Below are 19,711 nucleotides of genomic sequence, written 5' to 3'. Positions count from 1 at the left end.
CGCCCCGTCGGGCACGCGTGGCCGGGCGGCCGGTCCGGGGCTCCCGGACCGGCCGCCTTCCTCAGCGCGTCAGCACGCGGGTGAACGCGCCCTCCCCGGCCGCCAGTTCCCTCCAGCCGCCCTCCTCCGCGATCCGGCCGCCCTCCAGGACGGCGATCCGGTCCGCGCGGCGCACGGTCGCCGGGCGGTGGGCTATCACCAGCGTCGTGCGGCCCCGCGACGCGGCCGCCAGCGCCGCGGCCAGCTCGGCGTCGCCCTCCGCGTCGAGGTGCGCGGTCGTCTCGTCCAGCACGAGCACGCGGGGCCGGACCAGCAGCGCGCGGGCCAGCGCGACCCGCGAGCGCTGCCCGCCGGAGAGCGTGGCGCCCCGCTCCCCCACCGCCGTCGCGTACCCGTCGGGCAGGGCGCCGGCGATCCGGTCCACCCCGCTCAGCCGGGCGGCCTCGCGCAGTTCGGCGTCGGTCGCGTCGGGCGCGGCGAGGCGCAGGTTCTCCGCGAGGGTGCCGTGGAACAGCGGCGCGTCCTGCCCGACCACCGCGACGGTGCGCCGCAGTTCGGCGTCGGCCACGTCCCGCAGGTCCACGGCGCGGCCGTCCGCGCCGACCAGTTCGACGGCGCCCTCCACGGGGTCCCAGAAGCGGGCCAGCAGGTGCGCGCACGTCGACTTGCCCGCCCCGGAGGCGCCGACCAGCGCCAGCGTCTCCCCTGCCCGCACGGTCAGGTCCAGGCCGTCGAGGACGGGCCGCCCGGCGCCGTAGTCGAAACGCACCCCCCGCAGCCGCACCGCCAGCGGCCCGCTCGGCACCGGGCGGGGCGAGGCGGGCGGTGGGGCGCCCGCCTCGGCGCGGACGGCGGCGCCCACCCGCCCGGCCGCCGCGCGCAGCCCGCCCGCCTGGCCGAGCGCCGCCGCGGCGTCGGCGACCGGCGTCAGGACGCCCAGTGCGAGGGCCGTCGCGGCCGGCGCCCACCCGCCGGACCCGTCGGCCAGGGCACGGGCGGCGACGGCGACGGCGCCCACGACGGCGGCGACCACCAGCACGTCCCGCACCGCGGCGGCCCCCGACTCCCAGGCCGCCTCGGCGCGCTGGGCGTCGCCCAGGCGGCGACCGCGCTCCCGCAGCCGCGCGCGGCGCCGGTCCAGCGCCCCGAACGCGAGGAGTTCCGGCATCCCGTCCACCGTCTCCACCGCGTCCGCCGACAGGTCGGCCGCCGCGCGCCGGGTACGGGCACCGCGCGCCGCCCGGCCCCGCGCGTCCAGCACGGGCACCACCGCCAGCAGCGCCGCGGCGGGCACGACCGCGGCGAGCAGCGCCGGGTCGGCCGCCGCCAGCACCACGGAGCCGCCGGCGAAGACCGCGGCGGACGCGGCGAGCTGGGCCACGGCGTGGGCGTAGAAGAACTCCAGGGCCTCCACGTCCCCGAGCGCCGCCGCCGCGAGGTCGCCGCTGCGCCGCCCCCCGATCCGGGCCGGCGCGGAGCGGGCCAGCCCGTCGAAGACCCGTACGCGCAGGCCGGCGAGGACCCGGTACGCGAGGTCGTGGGAGAGGTCCATCTCGCGCCAGGTCGCGACCGCGCGGACGAGGACGAGGGCGACCAGGGCGGCGACGGTGCCGGCCCCCGGCAGTGCGCCGCGCGCGACGGCCGTGCCGACCGTGTACGCGGCCAGCGTCACCAGCGCGACCAGCGCGGCCTGGTCGACGAGCGCCGCGGCGAACGTCCGTACGGTCATGGACCGCATCTCCCGGTCCTCGCCCAGCACCGGCAGCAGGGCCCGCAGGGCCCCGCGCGGCGCCTCCGCCCCGGCGCCGGCGCCCGGGTCCGGGTCCGGGTCCGGGTCCGGGAGTGTGCCGCGGTCCGGTGGGCTGCCCCGGTCCGGACGCGCGTCCCCGTCCGGCCGCGCGTCCCCGTCCGGATACGCGTCCCGGAACGGGCCGTCGGCTCGTCGCGCCCCCAGGTCGCCCTCCAGGTGCTCCATCGTGTCCGTGTCGCCCTCCCGGCGGTCCGCCGTGTCCGTGTCGCCCTCCCGGCGGTCCGCCATGTCCGTGTCGCCTTCCAGGTGCTCCATCGTGTCCCTGTGGTCCTCCCGGCGGTCCGCCCTGTCCGCGTGGCCCTCCCGGTGCCTCGCCGTCTGCGCGTCGCCCTCCCGGCGGTCCGTCGTCCCCGCGCCGCCCCGCCCGTCCGGGGCGGCGCCGTGCCCGGCCCGCGGCGGGGTGCCGTACGGCGGGTGCGTCATGCCGCCGCCTCCCCCGTGCCGCCCGCCGCGACGAGCCGGGCGTACACCGCGCTGCGCTCCGTGAGGGCGGCGTGCGTGCCGATCGCCTCCACCCGGCCGCCGTCCAGGACGACGATCCGGTCGGCGTCGCGCACCGACGCCAGCCGGTGCGCGACGACCAGGCAGGTGCGCCCGCGCGCGGCGCGCCGCAGGGCCCGGCCGATGTGCGCCTCGCGGCGCTCGTCGACGGCGCTGGTCGCCTCGTCCAGGACGAGCACCGGGGCGTCGGCGAGCAGCGCCCGCGCCAGGGCGAGGCGCTGGCGCTGGCCGCCGGAGAGGGTGGCGCCGCGCTCGCCGACCAGGGTGTCGTACCCGTCGGGCAGGGCGGCGATCTCGTCGTGGACGCCCGCCGCGCGGGCCGCGGCCCGCAGCTCCCGGTCGGTGGCGCCGGGCCGGGCGAGCCGCAGGTTCTCCGCGACGGTGGCGTGGAACAGGTACGTCTCCTGCGACACGACCGCGATGCCGCGCCGCAGCGAGGCGAGGGTGTACGCGGTGTGGTCGGTGCCGTCCAGGGTGATGCGGCCCGCGTCGGGGTCCCCATGGCGCAGGAGCAGCGCGAGGAGGGTGGACTTGCCCGCGCCGGACGGGCCGACGACCGCGGTGGTGCGCCCCGCCTCGGCGGTGAAGGTCACCCCGCGCAGAGCGGGCCGGGCCGCACCGGGATGGGTGTAGCGGACGTCGTGGAAGGCGATGGCGGGCGGGGTCCCGGCGGGCAGTTCGGCGACGCCGTCGTCGGGGACGGCCGGGCGGGCCGTGCGCAGGGCGGCGATGCCGTCGGCGGCCGAGACGCCCAGGTAGCCGGAGTGCCACTCGCGGGAGAGGTCGCGGACGGGCCGGAAGCACTCGGAGGCCAGCATCAGCACCAGGTAGGTGCCGGTCGCGGCGGTCCTGCCGGATGCGGCGGAGGCGCAGGCGACGAGGGCGGCGGCGACCGTGCCGCCCTGCACGGCGAGATCGGTGATGCCCGTGTCGACCAGCGACACCCGCAGCTTGGCGACGGTCGCCCGGTGCAGCGCGGCCGAGCGCTCCCCGAGGCGGGCGCGGGTGCGGGCGACGGCGCCGGCGGCGCGCAGCGCGGGCATGCCCTGGAGGGCTTCCAGGTAGTCGGCGGCCAGCGCCTCGTACGAGCCCCAGTGCTCCTGACCGCGCCGGGCGAGGAGCCGGTCCCACCAGCGGGGCGCGAACAGCGCGAGGAGGAGGGCCGGGGCGAGGGCGAGGACGGCGTACGGCTCCACGGCGGCGACGGCCAGCAGGAGCAGCGGCGGGGCGGCGCAGGTGACGAGGAACTGCGGCAGGTAGCGGGAGACGTACGCGTCGACGCCCTCGACGCCGTCGACGAGCGTGGCGCGCACCGCGCCGGCCCGGTCGCCGGCGCCGCGCGCGGGTCCGAGGGCGCCGAGCCGGCCGAGGAGGGCGTCGCGCAGGTCGGTGCGGACGCGGGCGCCCGCGCGGGCGGCGAGTGCGCGCTGGAGGCGGCCGAGGAGCGCCCGTACGGCCACGGCGGCGAGGACGCCGCCGAGGACGGGCGGCAGGGCGGCCGTCTCGCCGCGCGCGATGCGGGCGAGCGCGACGGCGAGGAGGACGGCCTGGGCCAGGTGGGTGGCGGTGACGGCGGCGAGGAGCGCGGTGGCGCCGAGGAGGGGCCGGCGGGCGGTCCGGGCGGCGCGCAGCAGCTCCGGGTGGAGCATCATCGGGGGCTGTTCCCTTCGGTGGCGGTGCCCAGCGCCAGGGCGTGGACGAGGTGCGCGGGGCCGCCGGGTCCGTGCTGCCAGGACCCGACGGGGCGGGAGGCCAGGCCGAGCCGGGCGGCGGTGGCCTGGGCGGCGCCGACGGCGTACCCGGCGGTGAGGTGGGCGTGGCGTACGTGCGCGGGGCCGGCGTCGTCCGGGCAGCCGTGGGCGAGCAGCAGCGCCCCGGTGCGGGTCAGCCACGCCTGCCCGGCGGCGCGGCGGGCGAGGTCCTCGGCGCGGCGGGGCGCGCCGGGGGCGTCGGCCCGTACGAGGTCCCAGGCGAGCGCCGGGCCGGCGGTGGTGGCGGTCGCCCCGGCGGTCGCCCCGGCGGGGGCCCCGGTGGCGCGGCCACGCGGGGGGTGCGCGGCCGCGGCGGCGGCCGCGGCGGCGCGTGCGACGGCGGCGAGCCGCGTCTCGTCCGGGACGCCCGGGAACGGCGGCTGCGCGCTGCGCCGGGCGGCCACCGCCTCCGCCCCGTCCGGCCCCGCCTCCGCCCCGTCCGGCCCCGTCCCGGCCTCGGGCGGTACGGCCGCGCCCGGCGCCCGCCAGACGGCGTCCGGGTACGGCGCGCCCCCGCGCCGCCGCGCGGCCGGCACCGCACGGCCGCGGGCGGGCGCCGTCAGGGCGTCCAGCACGTCCCACGCGTGCCGCAGGACGGGCGGCGCGGGGTGGGCGTCCGGCGGGGGCGGGGCGCCCGGCGGGCGGGCGGCCCACCAGGCGAGGGCGTCCTCCGGGCCGGGCGTCAGCCGCACGGCCGCCAGGGCGTGTTCGCCGCACCGGCCGGACGGCAGCCCGGCGGCGGCCGCGAGGAGGGCGCCGTCCGCGTCGGGGCACCAGGCGGGCGCCCCGGCGAGGACGAGCGCGGCGGCGGCGTGGCCGGTGTCCAGGAGGAGCAGCGGCCAGCCGCGGTGGCCGTACTGGGACACGGTCCGCCGGGCCGTGACGGTCAGGACCGCCAGGGCGCCGGGCGGCACGTTCCCGTCGACGGCGCCGCGCGGGTGCAGCCGGTGCGTGACGGGCTGGTACGCGTACCTCCCGGGCGGCAGCCCCGTGCCCGCGCCCAGCAGCAGGTGGGCGTTGACGGGGTGCAGCGCCCCGGCGGACGCGGCGGGACGCAGTCTGCCGCCCGCCAGGGAGCGGCGCAGCAGCCGGTCGAGCGGGCCCGGTACGGGCAGGGCGGGGCCCGGCCAGGGCGTGGTCTGCGGCCCGGCGGGAAAGCGCGGGCCGGGCACCCGGCCGGAGCGGGCGAGGGACAGGGCGACGGAGACCGGCGAGCGGCCCGGGAGGGCGCGGGGGGCGGGGGACATGAAGGAGGCGGAGGAGGCGCGGGACGTGGAGGAGGCGCGGGAGCCGGCGGGTTCGGAGGACACGGCGGGCCTCACATGTGCGGGGGCGGGGCGAGGGTGAAGTCGCCCGGAGCGGTGGGCGGCCGGTCGCGCCAGCCGCGCTCGAGGGCGGCGTCCGCGAAGCGCGGGCAGCCCAGGTAGGCGAAGGCGGCCGGGGCGTTGGGCACGAGGCCGGAGACGAGGACGCGGGCGACCCGCAGCGGGGTCTCGGCGACGTCCTCGGTGGTGAGGTCGAGGGTGATGACGCGGTGGCCGCGTTCGGCGAGGCGGGCGCGCAGGGTCTCGGGGCCGCCGGGGGCGAGGTCCTGGACGGGGACGGTGCCCAGGGCGGGCGCGGTGAACCGGCGGGCGTAGGGGGCCATGCGCGGGTCGAGCCAGACCTGCACGTGGGCACCGAGGTCGCGGACGGCGGCGAAGTCCTCGCCGCAGGCGTCGAGGTAGCGGCGGTCGGCGCGGTGGTCGAGGTAGAGGCCGCGCGCGAGGAGGCCCGTCTCGATGGCGCGGAACACCCAGCCGTCCGGCTCGGTGGCGCCCTGGGTGAACACCCAGGTGTGGACGGCCTCCAGGACGGCCTTGCGGGCGGCCTCGGCGGGGTCGTGGCGGCAGGCGAATCCGGCGGCGTGGATGCCGGTCGCCGGGTCGTGGACGAGCGCGGCGACGCACGGCGCGAACTCGGACGGCATCTCCACCAGGGCCACGTCCAGGCCGGTCCCCTCGAGGTCCCGGTCGAGGCCGGGGACGCTCGCCGGGTCGATGCCGCGCGTGGGTCCGTCGAGGTGCCACCACAGTTCGAGCGCGTCGCGCTCCACGACCTCCAGCAGACCGCGCTCGACGGCGTCGTCGAGGCCCTGGCCGGTGGCGATGCCCGCGTAGTTGAGGTGGTGGGTGCGGGGCAGCGAGCGCAAGGACCCCTGGCGCCAGTTGAGGTGGCTGAGGGCGACCGGCACCCAGCAGTCGGCACCGTCCTCGGTGGCGCGGGCCCACAGGGCCGGCGTGTCGGGGGTGAGGGGCCGGTAGGGGAAGCCGGGCCGGTCGTACTGCCAGGGGGCGTACGCGGGGAGGTCGCCGGGTCCGTACAGCCGCTCGCCGCGCCCGGCGAGTTCGGCGGCGGTCGCGCGGACGGGGGCGCCGGGGTGGCCGGGCGGGGGCAGCCGGTTGCCGCAGTAGCGCTCCACGGCCTCCGCCACGGCGGCGATCCGGGCGCCCTCGGGGTCGCCGAACGTGGTGCCGAGGGAGACCCGGTCGGCGGGCCAGGCCCCGAACCGGCGGGCGTCGGCGACGTCGGCGGTCACGGCCGTGTAGCGGGGCGGGGCGCCGTCGGGGTGCGGTACGGGCGCGACCTCGCGGACGATGCCGCAGACGGGGTCGACCAGCGACTCGATGTCCAGGGCGCTGCTCACGTCGGTATCTCCTGTAGGGGGTCGGCCCGGTGCAGCCGGGCGCGGGGCACGGCGGGCAGCCGCAGGTGGCTGCCGGAGGGGCGCACGGTGCGCCGCGAGGCGGTGAGGCGGGTCGCGGTGACCGGGTCCTCGCCGGTGTGCGGGTTGCGGGCGTGGGCGGGGAAGTGGTGGCCGGCGACCTCGACGCGCAGGCGGGTCCCCGCGTCGAGGCGGCGGGCGAGGTGGCCGAGCGGCACGGTGAAGGGGCCCGGCCGGGTGCGGCGCACGACGCCGGTGGCGAGGGGGCGGGCGTGGCCGTCGGGGGTGAGCGCGACGAGGCGGACGGCCCAGTCGGCGGACGGGGTGTCGGCGGTGGCGTCGAGCCGAACCTCGGCGGGGCCGAGCAGGTCGAGGGGGCGGGGCAGCGGCGGCCCGGCGAGGAGGCAGCGGTCGGCGGGGGTGCGGGCGGGGACGGCGAGGTCGTCGGAGCGCACGGGGTGCTCGGGGTCGGCGGTGAACTCGGCGCCGTGCAGCAGCCGCAGGCCCGCCGGGTCGCCGAAGCGGTAGAGGGCGGCCCCGGCCGGGTCGGGCAGGGCGTACCAGTGGTCGCTGTCGCCGAGCCCGACGGCCGCCCGGTGCCCGTGGAGGGCGCCCGCGAGGGCGGCGTGCGCCCAGCGCGTGTACAGCCGCCCGAGGGGGACGCGGTGGGCGGGCCGGGCCTCCGGCGCGGGGTCGGCGGTGAGGCCGTGGCCCCAGGGGCCGAGCAGCAGCCGGGCGGGGCCGCGCCAGCCGCGCCACAGCCGTACGGTGTCCTCCGCGAACGGGTCGCGGGTGCCGCCGACCGCCAGGAGCGGCACGTCGCCGGTGCGCGGCGGGCGGCGGGGGGCGTCCCACAGGGCGGCCCAGCCGGGGGTGTCGAGGAGGGCCCGCACGGGGAGCCGGCGCAGGTCGGGCGGGGCGGCGGCCGTGGAGGCGCGGCCCCGGCCGTGGGCGGTCCACCAGCCGGCGCGGGCGTGGAGCCGTTCGGGTCCGGTGGGTTCGCGGGCGGTCTCGGCGGGTCCGAGGGCGGGCACGGCGGCGAGGACGGCGTCGGCGCCGGGGGCGGCGAGGGCGCAGTACGCGGCGTAGGACGCCCCGGCGGCGACGGCCCGTCCGTCGCTCCACGGCTGGTCGCGGACCCAGCGCAGGGTGGTGGCGGCGTCGCGGGACTCGTGGTCGCCGTAGGGGCGCCAGTCGCCGCGTGAGCCGTACCGGCCGCGCACGTCCTGGGCGAGGGCGGCGAAGCCGTGCGCGGCCCACGCGGCGAGCTCGGCCGTGTGGGAGCGCCGGTCGTAGGGGGTGCGGACGAGGACGGCGGGGTGCGGTCCGGGCCCGGTGGGGAGGAGCACGTCGGTGGCGAGGCCGTCGATCCGCACGGTGGTGGGGGGCGCGGGGGACACGGAGGGCGCGGACGGCCTCGGGGCCGCCGGGTGCGCGGCCGTCATGCGGGCCGCACCGACGGCGCGGGGCCCGGCGCGGGCGCCGGTGCGGGGGTGGGGGGTACGGCGCCGGACGCCGGGGCCGGGAGCGGGGCCACGTCGGGGACGGGCAGGACCGGGTGACCGGTGACGGCCAGGTCGCGCAGGTCCAGGCGGCGCAGTCGGCGCCGTACGGCCGGCGGCGCCCCGGCGGCCCAGGCGAGGAGGTCGGCGGTGAGCAGCGCGGCGGTCAGCGCGGCGGACGCCTCGCTGTGCCGGGGGCCGTTGTCGGGGGTGCCGTGTCCGGCCCACAGGGCGGCCAGTTCGCGGTGGGCGGGGGTGGCGGCGAGGCGCCGCAGCCGCACATGGGCGGAGGTGACGTCGCCGGGGCCGGTGGCGGGCGGCTCGATCCAGGCGTGGGCGCCCTCGCGGTGGGTGCGCAGCCAGGCGGTGCCCCGGTCGGGGAGCCGGTCGGCGTCGTCCCAGAGGCCGGGCGGCACGGGCCCGTCGAGGCACCAGACCACGGCGGTGCGGTCGCCGTCCAGCGCGGCGGCCTCCTCGGGGGTGACCGTGCGGGTGAGGCCGCCCGCGTCGCGTACGAACCGGGTGAGGGGCGCGGTGAGGACCGGGTCGCCGAGGACGGCGACCGTGCGCCCGGTGAGGGGCGGCGGCGGGGTGTCGCCCGTGTAGCCCGCCTCGGCGAAGGCGGCGGTGAGGCGGTCGGGGCCCGGCTCGGGGCCCGGCTCGGGGGACGAGTCGACGGCCGGGCGGGTGCCGGGACCCGGGCCGGGGCGGGTGCCGGGCGCGGCGGCCGGAGCCCCGTCCGGTGCCGGACGGCCGGTCAGCAGGGCGGTGGCGGCGTGCGGTTCGGTGCCGGCCGTGTCGACCCGCAGGAACGTTCCGTCGGGCGTGCGGACGGCGAGCCCTCCGCCGGGGACGGTGACGAGGACGACGCCGGGGGCGAGAGGCACGGGGTTCCTCCTGGATCGGGGCGCGGGGCCGGGGCGCCGCACCGGGCCGGGATGCGGCCGGCACGGGGCGGGACGGGGCGGGCCCGCCCGGGAAGGCGGCCCGGGCGGGACGGGGCGGGCCCGCCCGGGAAGGCGATCCGGGCGGGCCCAGTACGGGGTCGGCCGTGGACTACTTGTCCGCGTCCGCCTCGGCCACCTCGTCGAAGGGGTTCTCGACGAGGGCGTTGGAGTGGGTCGCGGAGAGGTGGGCGAGCTGGCCCTGCTCGGCGATCGGCGAGAACACGCTCTGCTGCTCCATGGATTGATCCTCCATATCGGATGAGTGATGCGTCTGACGGTGTGCCACCGGTTCCGGCGGCACACTCAGACACTAATGAATATGATTATCATTCCGCAAGGCCGGAGGGCAGAGGGTGATCCGGGTAACACACCGGCCACCCGCCCTCCGGGTCGCGCCCCACCCGGCCCACCACGCCCAGGACTTCGGCGAGCAGGTGCGGGGTGACCACCTCGTCCGGCGGCCCGTCCGCCGCGACCCGGCCCCGCCGCAGCGCGACGATCCGGTCGGCGAAGCGGGCGGCGTGCCCCAGGTCGTGCAGGACCATCAGGACCGTCAGGCCCCGCTCCTCGCGCAGCCGTACGACGGTCCGCATGACCTCCAGCTGGTGGCGCAGGTCCAGGTAGGTGGTCGGCTCGTCCAGCAGCAGCACGCGGGTGTCCTGCGCGAGGGCCATGGCGAGCCGTACGCGCTGCCGCTCGCCGCCCGACAGGTCGTCCACGGGCCGGTCGGCCCACTCCTGGACGCCCACGTCGGCCAGCGCCCGCGCGCACACGGCGTCGTCGCCGTCGCGCAGCATCCCGAGCGGCCCGCGCGCCGCGTACCGCCCCTGCCGCACGAGCTGACGCACCGTCATGCCCGGCACCGGAGGCGCCGACTGGTGCAGCAGCGCCACCCGGCGGGCCGTGGCCCGCCGGGAGAGCCGGGCGACCTCCTCGCCGTCCAGCAGCACGCGGCCGGCGGCCGGGCGCAGAAGCCCGGCGCACAACCGCAGGAGCGTGCTCTTGCCGCAGCCGTTGAGCCCCACGAGGGCGACCGACTCACCGGGCTCCACCCGCAGGTCGACCCCGGCCAGCACCTCCCGGCCCGGATAGCCGAACCGCACCCCCTCCACCCGCACCGACCCGGCGGGCGCCTGCGGGCCGGCGGGCCCCCGCCGGGCGGCCGTCGGGCCGTCCGGGGCGGGGGGCGGCGCATCGGGCACGCGCTGCGGGGCAGGACGCGCCGCGGGCACGCGCTCCGGGGCGGCGGCCCCGGCGGGCACGGGCTCCGGGGCGGCGGCCCCGGCGGGTACGGACGTCATGTCGGATCCTTCCGTCGTCGAGCCACGATCAGCAGCAGCGCCGCACCCACGCAGGTGGTCAGCGCACCGGCCGGGATGCTCAGCCGGTCCGAGCCCAGGGCGGGGCCGAGGAGCCGGGAGAGCCACTGCGCGGCGGCGTCGGCGCCGCCCACCACGGCCGCGCCGGTCAGGGCCGCGCCCGGCACGGTGTACCGCAGGTCCGCGCCGAACAGCGCGAGGGCCAGGTGCGGGACGAGCAGTCCGACGAAGCCCAGCGCGCCCACGACCGACACCGCCCCGGCGGTCAGGGCCACCGCGCAGGCCAGCGCGGCCAGCCGGGCGCGGCCGGCGCTCAGCCCGGCGGCGGCGGCCTGCTCGTCACCGCACCGCAGCAGGGTCAGCGGGACGGCCAGCAGCCACGCCGCGCCGCCCCAGACGAGCGCCCACGGCCACAGCAGCGCCCAGTGGGTCCACACCCGCCCCTCGGTGGAGCCCACCAGCCACTGCACGACGCTGCCCAGTTCGCCGGGGGCGACCAGCAGCACCATGGCGGTGAGCCCGGACAGCACGGCCGACACGAGGACGCCGTGCACGGCCGTGCGCGCCGGGTCGCCCCGGTCCCGCCCGGCGAGCAGCCACAGCAGGCCGGCCCCGGCGAACCCGCCCACGCACGCGGCGGCCACCACGGCGGCGGGTGAGCGCCACCCGGCGATGCCCAGCCCCGTCGCGGCCACCGCGCCGAGCACGGCGCCGGGCGTCACGCCGGTGACCTCGGGCCCGGCGAGCGGGTTGCGCAGCGCGGACTGGAGCACGGTGCCGGCCACGCCGAGGCAGGCGCCGGCGACGAGGGCGACGAGGGTACGGGGCAGGCGCAGGTTCAGCACGACGTGCCGGGCGGTGGGGTCGCCGCCGCCGGCCAGCACATCGGCCACGCCGGACGGCCCGACGGCGCGTCCGGCGACGAGCCCGCCGAAGGCGGCGGCGAGGGCGGCGGCGAGCAGCAGGACGAGGGGCAGTCGGCCTCGGAGGAGGTTCACTTCCGCACCCCCCGTCGCAGCAGCGCCACGCCCACCGGCACGCCGACGAGGGCCGTCCAGGCGCCGACCGGGGTCTCCGTCGGCGCCAGGGCGAGGCGGGCCGGCTGGTCGGCGACGGCGACGACGAGGGCGCCCCACGCCGCCGACCAGGGGAGCCAGCCGACCGCGTCCAGGTCGGGGCGCAGCCGCCGCGCCAGGTGCGGGGCGAGGAACCCGACCCACGCGACCGGCCCGCACACCGCCACCACGGGCGCGATCAGCACGACGGCGACGGCGAGCGCGGCGAGCCGGGCGCGCCGCACCCTGACGCCCAGGGCGCGCGCGTCGTCGTCGCCGAGCCGCAGCACCCCCAGGACGGGCGCGCACAGCACCATCGCGGGCACGGCCGCGACGAGCCAGGGCCACAGGCCCGCCAGGTCGTCCCAGGTCCGGGCGGACAGGCTGCCCAGCAGGTACCGGTAGATCAGCTGGAGGTCGAGCTGGTCGGCCAGGACCATCATCACGAGCAGCGCGGACTGCAGGGCGGCGGACACGGCCGCGCCGGTGAGCAGCACGGCGGACGGGCTGCGCCCGAACCCGGAGGCGGCCAGGGTGAGAATCCCGCCGAGCGCCGCCCCGCCCAGGGCGAGGAACGGCTGCGCGGCGAGCGGCACGGACAGGGCGAGGACGAGCGGCGCGGCGACGCCGAGGGCGGCTCCGCCGGAGACGCCGAGCATCTCTGGCACGGCGAGCGGGTTGCGCAGCGCCTCCTGGAGGACGAGCCCGGCGGCGCCCAGGCAGGCCCCGGCGACGAGGGCCAGGAGCAGCCGGGGCAGCCGCAGTTCGGTGACGACGACCCCGGCGAGGCCGTCGCCGCCGATCGCCGCGAACAGCTCGGACGGCGGGACGTACGGGGTGCCGAGGCAGAGCGCCGTACCGGTGGCGGCGACGAGGACGGCCCCGCCGCCCGCGTACGACCGCCAGGCCCCGGACGGGCGGCCCGCCCTGCGCGGACGCACCGCCTCGCGCCCGGCATCCACCCCGGGCCGCCCGGACGGCCCGACCGCCCCGGACGGCCCGACAACCTCCGACGGCCCGGAGGCCCCGGACGGCCGGGACGGCCCGGACCGCCCGGACCGCCCGGACCGCCCGGCGGCCCCGATCGGCTCGGCGGCGGCACCGGACCGCCCGGCGGCGCCGGTCGGCCCGGTACCCCCGGACGGCTCAGGCGCCCCCGTCGGCTCAGGCGCCTCCGTCGGCTCGGGGACCCCCGTCGGCTCGGGCACCCCCATCGGTTCAGACGCCCCCGCCGGCTCGGCGGTCCCCGGCGCGGGCCGGTCGCCGGACGGGGGGCGGGGGGTCGGTGGGGTCCCGGTCACCTCAGCGCGGCCGTCGCCTCGTCGAGGACGATGCCGAGGGAGCGGGTGCCGCGCCCCTTGGCCCAGACCTCGGCGTCCACCTCGTGGACGGCGCCCTCGCGCACCGCCGGGATGCGCGACCAGAGCGGGTTCTCGGCGAGCTTCTCGGAGAGCTTGCCGTCCGAGCCGCCGAAGGAGAGCGTCTCCACGAACAGCACGTCGACGTCGCGGGCGAGGATCTCCTCCATGCTGTAGGTGCCCTCGACGCCCCGGTCCTTCCACGGGTAGTCGGCCAGGCCGGGCATCAGGCCGCCGGCCACGTCCCGGCCGGGCGTCGCCACGCCGAAGTTCTCGTCGCTGCCGAAGATGATCAGCGCGGTCTTGCCGCTCCGGTTCTTCTCGGCGGCGGCGAGCTTGGCGCGGAAGGCGCGTTCGGCGTCCTCGCCCTGGGCGGTGCGCCCGGTGAGGGCGGCGAGGCCGCGCAGGTAGCCGACGCTGTCCTGCCAGTTGCGCGGCTGGACGGGCCAGAAGACGGTGGCGCCCTCCAGGGCGGGGGCGAGCTTGCCGTGGGTGTCCTCCAGACCGATGACCAGGTCCGGCTTGTGGGAGAGGATCGCCTCCGTCTCGGGGGCGATGAACCCGCCCGGCACGACGGGCACGCGGGCCGCCGCCTCCTTGCCGAGGAAGCCCGGGTGCGCCAGCAGGCCGGAGTTGGTGGCGGCGGGGGTGAGGCCGAGTTCGGTCAGCATGTCGTCGCAGAGGGCGACGAGGCAGACGATCCGGCGCGGGGGCGCCTTGGTGGCGACCGTGTGGCCGTGGGGGTCGGTGATCTGGCGGGCGGCGGCGATGGGGCGGACGGAGACCTCGGTCTTCGGCCGCTCCTCCCCCGCCTTCCGGCCCTCGTCGGTCGTCGCGGCGGTGCCGCAGCCGGTGATGAGCGCGCCGAGGACGGCGGCGGCGGCCCAACGGCGCACGGTTCGCGCCATCCTGCGTGACCTCGGGATCGTCGGGTGGGGCATCGGACCTCTTTCCTTGAGGGGTGGAGCGGGAATCCGCCACATGATAATCATTATCGATAACTGTGCCTACGCCCCCACCCCACGGACGGAGTCCGCGATGCCCCTCTCCCCCCGCCTGCTCGTCGCCGACCAGGTGGCCGGAACGCTGCGCCTGCTGGACCTTCCGGACGGCGCGCTAATCGGCGAACTGACGGGACGCCACCTCGCCGAGCACGCCGGGTTCCTGGCCCTTCCGGGCGGCCGGGCGGCCTTCGTGGACGACCTCGCGGGCGAACTGGTCGTCCTCGACCCGTACGGCCCGGGCGCCGGGCGCCCCCTCGTCGAGGCGACCGCCCCGGTGGCCGTCCCCGCCGAGCACCTGGCCGCCGACCCGTCCGGCCGGCGCCTCGCCGTCACCACGGGCCTCGGCCGCAACCACGAGCCCTGGACGGACCTGCTGACCGCCGTCGACCTCGGCGCGCCCGGCGGCCCGAGGGCGGTACGGGTGCGCACCCGCGTCGGCGAGCCCGGCGTCACCGTGCTCGGCGCCGACGACCCGCTCGTGGTGGTGCGCCACCGCGAGCCCGGCGCGCTCGCCGCGTACCGCCACGCCGACCTGGCGGCCGCCGCGCCCTCCTGCCCGCCCGCCGTACCGGCGTACGAGACGCGGCTGCCCGACGCGGACGGCCACGGCGACGCCCACGACCCGGTCACGGGGCGGCTGTTCGCGGCGGCCGGCTCCGGGGTGCACCGGGCGCGGCGGGACGGCGACCGGCTGGTGCGCGAGGAGCCGCTGTCCTGGGGCGGTCCCGGACGCGGCTACTACCTGCGGCTGGATCCGGTCCGCCGGACGCTGTGGTCCTGTGTGCGCGGCGGGCCCGCCGACCCCGGCCGGTGGCCGGAGTGGTCCAACGACGCGTGGTTCCAGGGCCTCGACGACGACCGCCGCACCGGCCGGATACCGCTCGGGCGCGGACTGGTCTTCCGTCTCGCCGTCTCCAGCGCGCACGTCGCCTTCGCCCGGGTGCACCCGGACGGCGACGAGCTGGTGCTGCTCGACCCGGAGGAGCCGCGCGTGGTGGCGCGGCTGCCGCTGCCCGCGATGGAGGGCGCGCCGCGGCCGGGCGGCACCCCGTGGGACGGGGTGCAGCGGCGGGCGGTCGCCGCGTCGCCGGGCGTCCCGCTGGTCGCCGTCAGCCGGGGCGGCCACGGGGAGGTTCACCTTTTCGACGGAACGTCACCCGCCGGTGTGCTGAGGGTGCCCACCCCTCTCGACGAGGGCGGTCACCTGGCGCTGCTGGCCCCGGACGACGGGGCGCACCTCGACCCGGTCGGCCGGTGATTGTGAATCATTTCACTCGACCCCTTGGCCGGGTGAGCGTTTCCGTGCTGTGATGCGTCCCGACTCATCAGCCCAACGGTGCGCGGGGAGGGCAACGTGGCGCATACCGCCATGTCTGGTTCCGGAACGACCGAAGGTGACGATCCCCTCCAGACCGCGGTATGGCGGCTGCGCTCCCGCGCCTGCTGGGCCGACGCCGCCGCGCTGCTCGCCCCCGTCGCGGGGGATCCTCCGGCGGCGGTGCAGCGGGCGTCCCTCCTGATCGAGCGGTGCCTGTACACGGAGTCCGGCTGGGCGGAGGCGGAGGACGCGCTGCGCGCCGCCGAGGCCGTGGCGCGGGCCGACGAGGACCGGGGCGCCGCCGCCTGCGAGCGCGGCTACCTGGCGTACGCGGCGACCCTGCACGGGGTGCGGGACCGGGCCGACGAGGCTCGGGCGGCGCTCGGCCGGGCGGCGGCGCTGCTCGGGCCGTCGTCGCCGGGGCGGGCGCTGCTGGACTTCCGGCGGGGGCTGCTCGCCCAGTACCTCGGGGACAATCCGCAGGCGGCCCGCGCCGCTTACCGCAGGGCCCACGCGGGCGCGACCGCGCAGGGGGACGCGCTGCTGCTGTCGTTCACCTGGCGGCAGCTGGCCGGGCTCGCGCTGCGGGAGGGCGAACTGGCCGAGGCCCGGCACGGGTTCGCGGAGTCGCTGCGCCTGCGGGAGGAGCTGGGGTACTTAGTGGGTACGGCTCCGGCGCTCGCCGCGCTGGCGGACGCCCAGCCGGAGCCGGAGGCGAGCCGTCTGCGGGACGAGGCGCGGCGGCTGTTCCGCCTGCTGGGCGGGGTGCCGACCTGGCTCGCCGACCGGCTCGCACCCGCGGCGGCCGCCTGACCCGGCGCCCCGCGCGCGGCCCCGCGTCCGGTGCCCGCCCCGCCGGCCCCACGCGCGGCCCCGCGTCCGCGGCCCGCGGGCACGGCGCCCGGCGTCCGGCGCCCGGTCCCGCCCCGCCGGCCCCCGGCTACGGCTCCGGCGGTACGGACCGGGCTCCGTCCGGACCGTCCCGGCGGTGCGCCCCCGGTCGGGGGGCGCACCGCCGTCGGGTCACATCTCCTCGAGCAGGTTCGTCACCGAACCGTTCTCGAAGATCTCCCGGATCGCGTGCGCGACGAGCGGGGCGATGGACAGCACCTCCACCTTGTCCAGGCCGGTGGCCGCGGCCGTCGGCAGGGTGTCGGTGAAGACGAACCGGCTGACCTTGGACTCCTCCAGGCGCTCCACGGCGGGACCGGACAGGATGCCGTGGGTGGCGGCCACGATGACGTCGGCGGCGCCGTTGTCGTACAGGGCGTCCGCCGCCGCGCAGATCGTGCCGGCCGTGTCCACCATGTCGTCCACGAGCACGCACACCCGGCCCGCGACGTCGCCGACGACCTCGTGGGCGCTGACCCGGTGGGCGACGTCCTTGTCCCGCTTCTTGTGGACGATCGCCAGCGGGGCGCCGAGCCGGTCGCACCACCGGTCCGCGACCCGCACCCGGCCCGCGTCGGGCGACACCACGGTCAGCCGCTCGTGGTCGGTGTGGGCCGCGATGTGGTCGGCCAGCGTCGGCAGGGCGAAGAGGTGGTCGAGCGGGCCGTCGAAGAACCCGGCGATCTGGTCGGTGTGCAGGTCGACCGTGATGATCCGGTCCGCTCCCGCGGTCGCGATCAGATCGGCGAGCAGCCGGGCCGAGATCGGCTCGCGGCCCTTGTGCTTCTTGTCCTGGCGCGAGTACCCGTAGAACGGCACGACGACGGTGATGCTGCGGGCCGAGGCGCGCTTCAACGCGTCGATCATGATCAGCTGCTCCATGACCCACGTGTTGATCGGCGCCGTGTGGGACTGGACGACGAAGCAGTCCGCGCCGCGCACCGACTCCTCGAAGCGCACGTAGATCTCGCCGTTGGCGAAGTCCCGTGCCTGGGTGGGGACGAGCCCGGTGCCCAGCTCGCGGGCGATGCTGTCGGCGAGCGCGGGGTGGGCCCGGCCGGTGAACAGCAGCAGTCTGCGGTCGCCGCCGGCGGCGAAGGCCTTCACCGGCCGAGGACCGGGTAGTCGGTGTAGCCGCGGTGGTCGCCGCCGTAGAAGGTCGACTCGTCGGCCTGGTTGAACGGGCCGCCGGCCTGGACGCGGGCGGGCAGGTCGGGGTTGGCGAGGAAGAGCGCGCCGAGGGAGACCGCGTCGGCCAGGCCCTCGTCGAGGACCTCCAGGGCGGTCTGCGGCGAGGCGGGGAAGGAGGCGGGGGTGGCGTGCGGGTTGACCACGAGGGCGCCCTTCCACAGGTCGCGCACGGCGCGCGTCACCGGGCGGGTGACCATCTCGCACACCTCCAGGAACGCCAGCTCCGGCAGGGCGGGGACGAGCGCCGCGTAGAGGGCGTCGGTGTCGCCCTCGGCGATGTCGTTGTACGTGTTGCCCGGCGAGACGCGGACGCTGGTGCGCTCGTTGCCGATGGCGGCGGCGACCGCCTCGGTCACCTCCACGGTGAGGCGGATCCGGTGGGCGACGGAGCCGCCGTACGCGTCGGTGCGGTGGTTGGTGTTCTCCGCGAGGAACTGGTGCAGGAGGAAGCCGTTGCCGGCGTGGACCTGGACGCCGTCGAAGCCGGCGTCGATGGCGTTGCGCGCGGCGTTCGCGAAGTCCCGGACCGTCTCGGCGATCTCGTCGAGGGTCAGCTCGCGCGGGACGGGGTAGTCCTTCGGGCCCTCCGGGGTGAAGGTCTGACCGGCGGCGGCGATGGCGGAGGGCGCCACGGACTGGTGGGCGCTCTCGTAGAGCGAGGGGTGGCCGATGCGGCCGGAGTGCATCAGCTGGACGACGATGCTGCCGCCGGCCGCGTGCACGGCGTCGGTGACGGCGCGCCAGCTCTTGACCTGCTCGGGGTGGTGCAGGCCGGGGGTGTTGAGGAAGCCCTGGCCGACCTGGGAGGGCTGGACGCCCTCGGTGATGATGAGGCCGGCGGAGGCGCGCTGGGCGTAGTACTCGGCCATCAGCTCGGTGGCGCCGCCGCACGGCAGGGCGCGGTTGCGGGTCATGGGTGCCATGACGAGGCGGTTGCGCAGGGCGATCTTGCCGAAGGTGGCGGGTTCGAACAGCGAGGTCATGTCGTCTTCTCTCTGCGGGTCGTTGCGGGTGTCCCCGTGGCACGGGGCGCACGGACCAGACGCGTCGCACGGGGCGTACGGGTGGTACCGGGCGTGCGGGTGCACGGGGTGTACGGGACGTGCGGGGCGGCCGCGCGGGCTTCCGGTGCGCCCGCGCGGCCGGGCGGTCAGTCCTGCTCCGCCAGGTGGCGGGCGTAGGCGGCGGCGAGGCGCCCGCCGACCTCGGCGGTGGAGATCAGGACGGCCATGTTCGCCTGGGCGGTGCGTCCGCCGGTCGCCTTGTCGACGGCGTGCATCAGGTACTTGGTGAGTCCCTGGCCGCTGACGCCGTCGCGCTCGGCCCGCGCCAGCGCGTCGGTGATCGCGGCCTCGGCCTCCGCCGGGTCGACGGCGTCCTCGGCGCGCGGCGGGGTGGTCAGCACTACGCCGCCGGGGTGGCCGGCGGCCCAGTGGGTGGCGACGACCCGGGCGATCAGGTCCTCGTCGTCGATCCGGTGCGGGGAGCGCACCCCGCTGGAGGCGCAGTAGAACGCGGGGAAGTCGTCGGAGCCGTAGGAGATGACCGGGACGCACTGCGTCTCCAGGTACTCCATGGTCAGCTTCAGGTCGAGGATCATCTTGGCCCCGGCGCAGACCACCGCGACCTTGGAGCGGGTGAGCTGGATGAGGTCGGAGGAGACGTCCATGGTGGTCTCGGCGCCCCGGTGGACCCCGCCGAGGCCGGCGGAGGAGAAGAAGGGGATGCCGGCCAGCTCGGCGGCGACCAGGGAGGACGCGACGGTGGTGGCGCCCCGCCCGCCCCGGGCGAGCACCACGGGCAGGTCGCGGCTGGAGACCTTGGGGATGCCGGTCTCCGACGCGAACCGCTCGATGTCCCGCTCGGTCATGCCGACGCGGATGGCGCCGTCCTCCACGCAGATGGTGGCCGGGACGGAGCCGCCCTTGCGGACGGCGGCCTCGACGCGGTGGGCGGTCTCGGCGTTGTGCGGGTACTTCAGGCCGTGGGTGATGACGTTCGACTCCAGGGCGACGACCGGGCGGCGCTCGTGGAGGGCCTCGCGGACCTCTTCGCTGTAGACGAGGGGGACGGTCGTGCTCATGCGGTTCCTCCGGACGGGGCGGGCTGGGGGTAGTTCGGCTTCTTCCACAGCAGGTCGGCGCGTTCCTCGATCTCGGGCCGGTGGACGCGCTCGGTCCACTGCTCCTGGTCGACGGACTCCACGGCGATGGACACCGATCCCTCGTCGCAGCCGAACACGCGGGTGACGGCCACGGTGAGCGAGGCGACCAGGTCGGCCTTCTCGGCGTCGGTGAACGTGCGCGGCCAGTGCTTGACGCTGAGGTGCGGCACGCGGGTCCTCCTTTCTGCGGGTCGGG

16 protein-coding genes and 1 pseudogene are annotated in these 19,711 nt (G+C 78.5%); 2 read left to right on the top strand and 15 right to left on the bottom strand.

Annotated features, from left to right (window positions below; all coding sequences use genetic code 11):
* Positions 1-61 precede the first annotated feature (61 nt).
* From CP974_RS25355 to CP974_RS25310, 11 genes and pseudogenes are all read right to left on the bottom strand, one after another.
* Positions 62-2,233 carry an ATP-binding cassette domain-containing protein gene (locus CP974_RS25355; RefSeq protein WP_223844444.1) on the bottom strand — a complete coding sequence of 724 codons (2,172 nt, stop codon included), beginning with the start codon at positions 2,231-2,233 and terminating at the stop codon, positions 62-64.
* Positions 2,230-3,963 (bottom strand): ABC transporter ATP-binding protein/permease, encoded by a 1,734-nt coding sequence (locus tag CP974_RS25350; protein WP_031136770.1) that lies wholly within the window; start codon positions 3,961-3,963, stop codon positions 2,230-2,232. The genes CP974_RS25355 and CP974_RS25350 overlap by 4 nt, the downstream gene beginning before the upstream one ends.
* Positions 3,960-5,372: a nitroreductase family protein gene (locus tag CP974_RS25345; protein ID WP_085921487.1), complete on the bottom strand. Its 1,413-nt coding sequence runs from the start codon at positions 5,370-5,372 to the stop codon at positions 3,960-3,962. The genes CP974_RS25350 and CP974_RS25345 overlap by 4 nt, the downstream gene beginning before the upstream one ends.
* Positions 5,373-5,380: 8 nt before the next feature.
* A complete protein-coding gene (locus tag CP974_RS25340) occupies positions 5,381-6,748 on the bottom strand; it encodes a YcaO-like family protein (RefSeq protein ID WP_031131024.1) in 1,368 nt (455 codons plus the stop codon).
* Positions 6,745-8,166, bottom strand: a complete 1,422-nt coding sequence (locus CP974_RS25335) for a CocE/NonD family hydrolase (protein WP_031131022.1) — start codon at positions 8,164-8,166, stop codon at positions 6,745-6,747. The genes CP974_RS25340 and CP974_RS25335 overlap by 4 nt, the downstream gene beginning before the upstream one ends.
* A gap of 41 nt (positions 8,167-8,207) precedes the next feature.
* Positions 8,208-9,155 carry a hypothetical protein gene (locus CP974_RS25330; RefSeq protein WP_085921486.1) on the bottom strand — a complete coding sequence of 316 codons (948 nt, stop codon included), beginning with the start codon at positions 9,153-9,155 and terminating at the stop codon, positions 8,208-8,210.
* A gap of 169 nt (positions 9,156-9,324) precedes the next feature.
* Positions 9,325-9,453 (bottom strand): streptamidine family RiPP, encoded by a 129-nt coding sequence (gene amiA / locus CP974_RS30765; protein WP_241389329.1) that lies wholly within the window; start codon positions 9,451-9,453, stop codon positions 9,325-9,327.
* A gap of 72 nt (positions 9,454-9,525) precedes the next feature.
* Positions 9,526-10,516, bottom strand: a pseudogene (locus tag CP974_RS25325) (ABC transporter ATP-binding protein).
* Positions 10,513-11,532, bottom strand: coding sequence for a FecCD family ABC transporter permease (locus CP974_RS25320; RefSeq protein WP_031131018.1), 1,020 nt, complete (start codon positions 11,530-11,532; stop codon positions 10,513-10,515). The pseudogene CP974_RS25325 and the gene CP974_RS25320 overlap by 4 nt, the downstream one beginning before the upstream one ends.
* Positions 11,529-12,530 carry a FecCD family ABC transporter permease gene (locus CP974_RS25315; RefSeq protein ID WP_078915556.1) on the bottom strand — a complete coding sequence of 334 codons (1,002 nt, stop codon included), beginning with the start codon at positions 12,528-12,530 and terminating at the stop codon, positions 11,529-11,531. Before CP974_RS25315 ends, CP974_RS25320 begins: the two co-directional genes overlap by 4 nt.
* Positions 12,531-12,886: 356 nt before the next feature.
* Positions 12,887-13,855: an ABC transporter substrate-binding protein gene (locus CP974_RS25310; RefSeq protein WP_031131014.1), complete on the bottom strand. Its 969-nt coding sequence runs from the start codon at positions 13,853-13,855 to the stop codon at positions 12,887-12,889.
* Between the two features lie 130 nt (positions 13,856-13,985).
* Here CP974_RS25310 and CP974_RS25305 point away from each other — a divergent pair, with 130 nt between their 5' ends.
* Together CP974_RS25305 and CP974_RS25300 are read left to right on the top strand one after the other, a co-directional pair.
* Positions 13,986-15,209 carry a hypothetical protein gene (locus tag CP974_RS25305; protein WP_031131012.1) on the top strand — a complete coding sequence of 408 codons (1,224 nt, stop codon included), beginning with the start codon at positions 13,986-13,988 and terminating at the stop codon, positions 15,207-15,209.
* Between the two features lie 96 nt (positions 15,210-15,305).
* On the top strand, positions 15,306-16,082 hold the full coding sequence (locus tag CP974_RS25300) for a hypothetical protein (RefSeq protein ID WP_078915553.1): 777 nt from the start codon (positions 15,306-15,308) through the stop codon (positions 16,080-16,082).
* A gap of 210 nt (positions 16,083-16,292) precedes the next feature.
* Here the strand turns inward: CP974_RS25300 and CP974_RS25295 are convergent, their stop codons facing one another.
* The 4 genes from CP974_RS25295 to CP974_RS25280 all read right to left on the bottom strand — a co-directional run bounded on the left by CP974_RS25295 (position 16,293) and on the right by CP974_RS25280 (position 19,685).
* Positions 16,293-17,267: a ribose-phosphate diphosphokinase gene (locus CP974_RS25295; protein WP_031131008.1), complete on the bottom strand. Its 975-nt coding sequence runs from the start codon at positions 17,265-17,267 to the stop codon at positions 16,293-16,295.
* Entirely contained in the window at positions 17,264-18,334 is a 1,071-nt protein-coding gene (locus CP974_RS25290) for an alkene reductase (protein ID WP_031131006.1), read from the bottom strand. The genes CP974_RS25295 and CP974_RS25290 overlap by 4 nt, the downstream gene beginning before the upstream one ends.
* Positions 18,335-18,501: 167 nt before the next feature.
* Positions 18,502-19,434: a pseudouridine-5'-phosphate glycosidase gene (locus tag CP974_RS25285; protein ID WP_031131005.1), complete on the bottom strand. Its 933-nt coding sequence runs from the start codon at positions 19,432-19,434 to the stop codon at positions 18,502-18,504.
* A complete protein-coding gene (locus CP974_RS25280) occupies positions 19,431-19,685 on the bottom strand; it encodes a tautomerase family protein (protein ID WP_031131003.1) in 255 nt (84 codons plus the stop codon). Before CP974_RS25280 ends, CP974_RS25285 begins: the two co-directional genes overlap by 4 nt.
* Positions 19,686-19,711 lie beyond the last annotated feature (26 nt).

Origin of the sequence: Streptomyces fradiae ATCC 10745 = DSM 40063, assembly GCF_008704425.1 — a bacterium.
GTDB classification, from domain to species: domain Bacteria; phylum Actinomycetota; class Actinomycetes; order Streptomycetales; family Streptomycetaceae; genus Streptomyces; species Streptomyces fradiae.
This window is presented reverse-complemented; position numbering and strand designations above follow the sequence as displayed.

What these genes read in the sequence shown, in the direction of transcription:
- CP974_RS25305 (WP_031131012.1), top strand. Translation starts at nt 13,986, where the DNA reads ATGCCCCTCTCCCCCCGCCTGCTCGTCGCCGACCAGGTGGCCGGAACG.
- CP974_RS25285 (WP_031131005.1), bottom strand. Translation starts at nt 19,434, where the DNA reads ATGAGCACGACCGTCCCCCTCGTCTACAGCGAAGAGGTCCGCGAGGCC.
- CP974_RS25310 (WP_031131014.1), bottom strand. Translation starts at nt 13,855, where the DNA reads ATGGCGCGAACCGTGCGCCGTTGGGCCGCCGCCGCCGTCCTCGGCGCG.
- CP974_RS25350 (WP_031136770.1), bottom strand. Translation starts at nt 3,963, where the DNA reads ATGATGCTCCACCCGGAGCTGCTGCGCGCCGCCCGGACCGCCCGCCGG.
- CP974_RS25355 (WP_223844444.1), bottom strand. Translation starts at nt 2,233, where the DNA reads ATGACGCACCCGCCGTACGGCACCCCGCCGCGGGCCGGGCACGGCGCC.
- amiA (WP_241389329.1), bottom strand. Translation starts at nt 9,453, where the DNA reads ATGGAGCAGCAGAGCGTGTTCTCGCCGATCGCCGAGCAGGGCCAGCTC.
- CP974_RS25290 (WP_031131006.1), bottom strand. Translation starts at nt 18,334, where the DNA reads ATGACCTCGCTGTTCGAACCCGCCACCTTCGGCAAGATCGCCCTGCGC.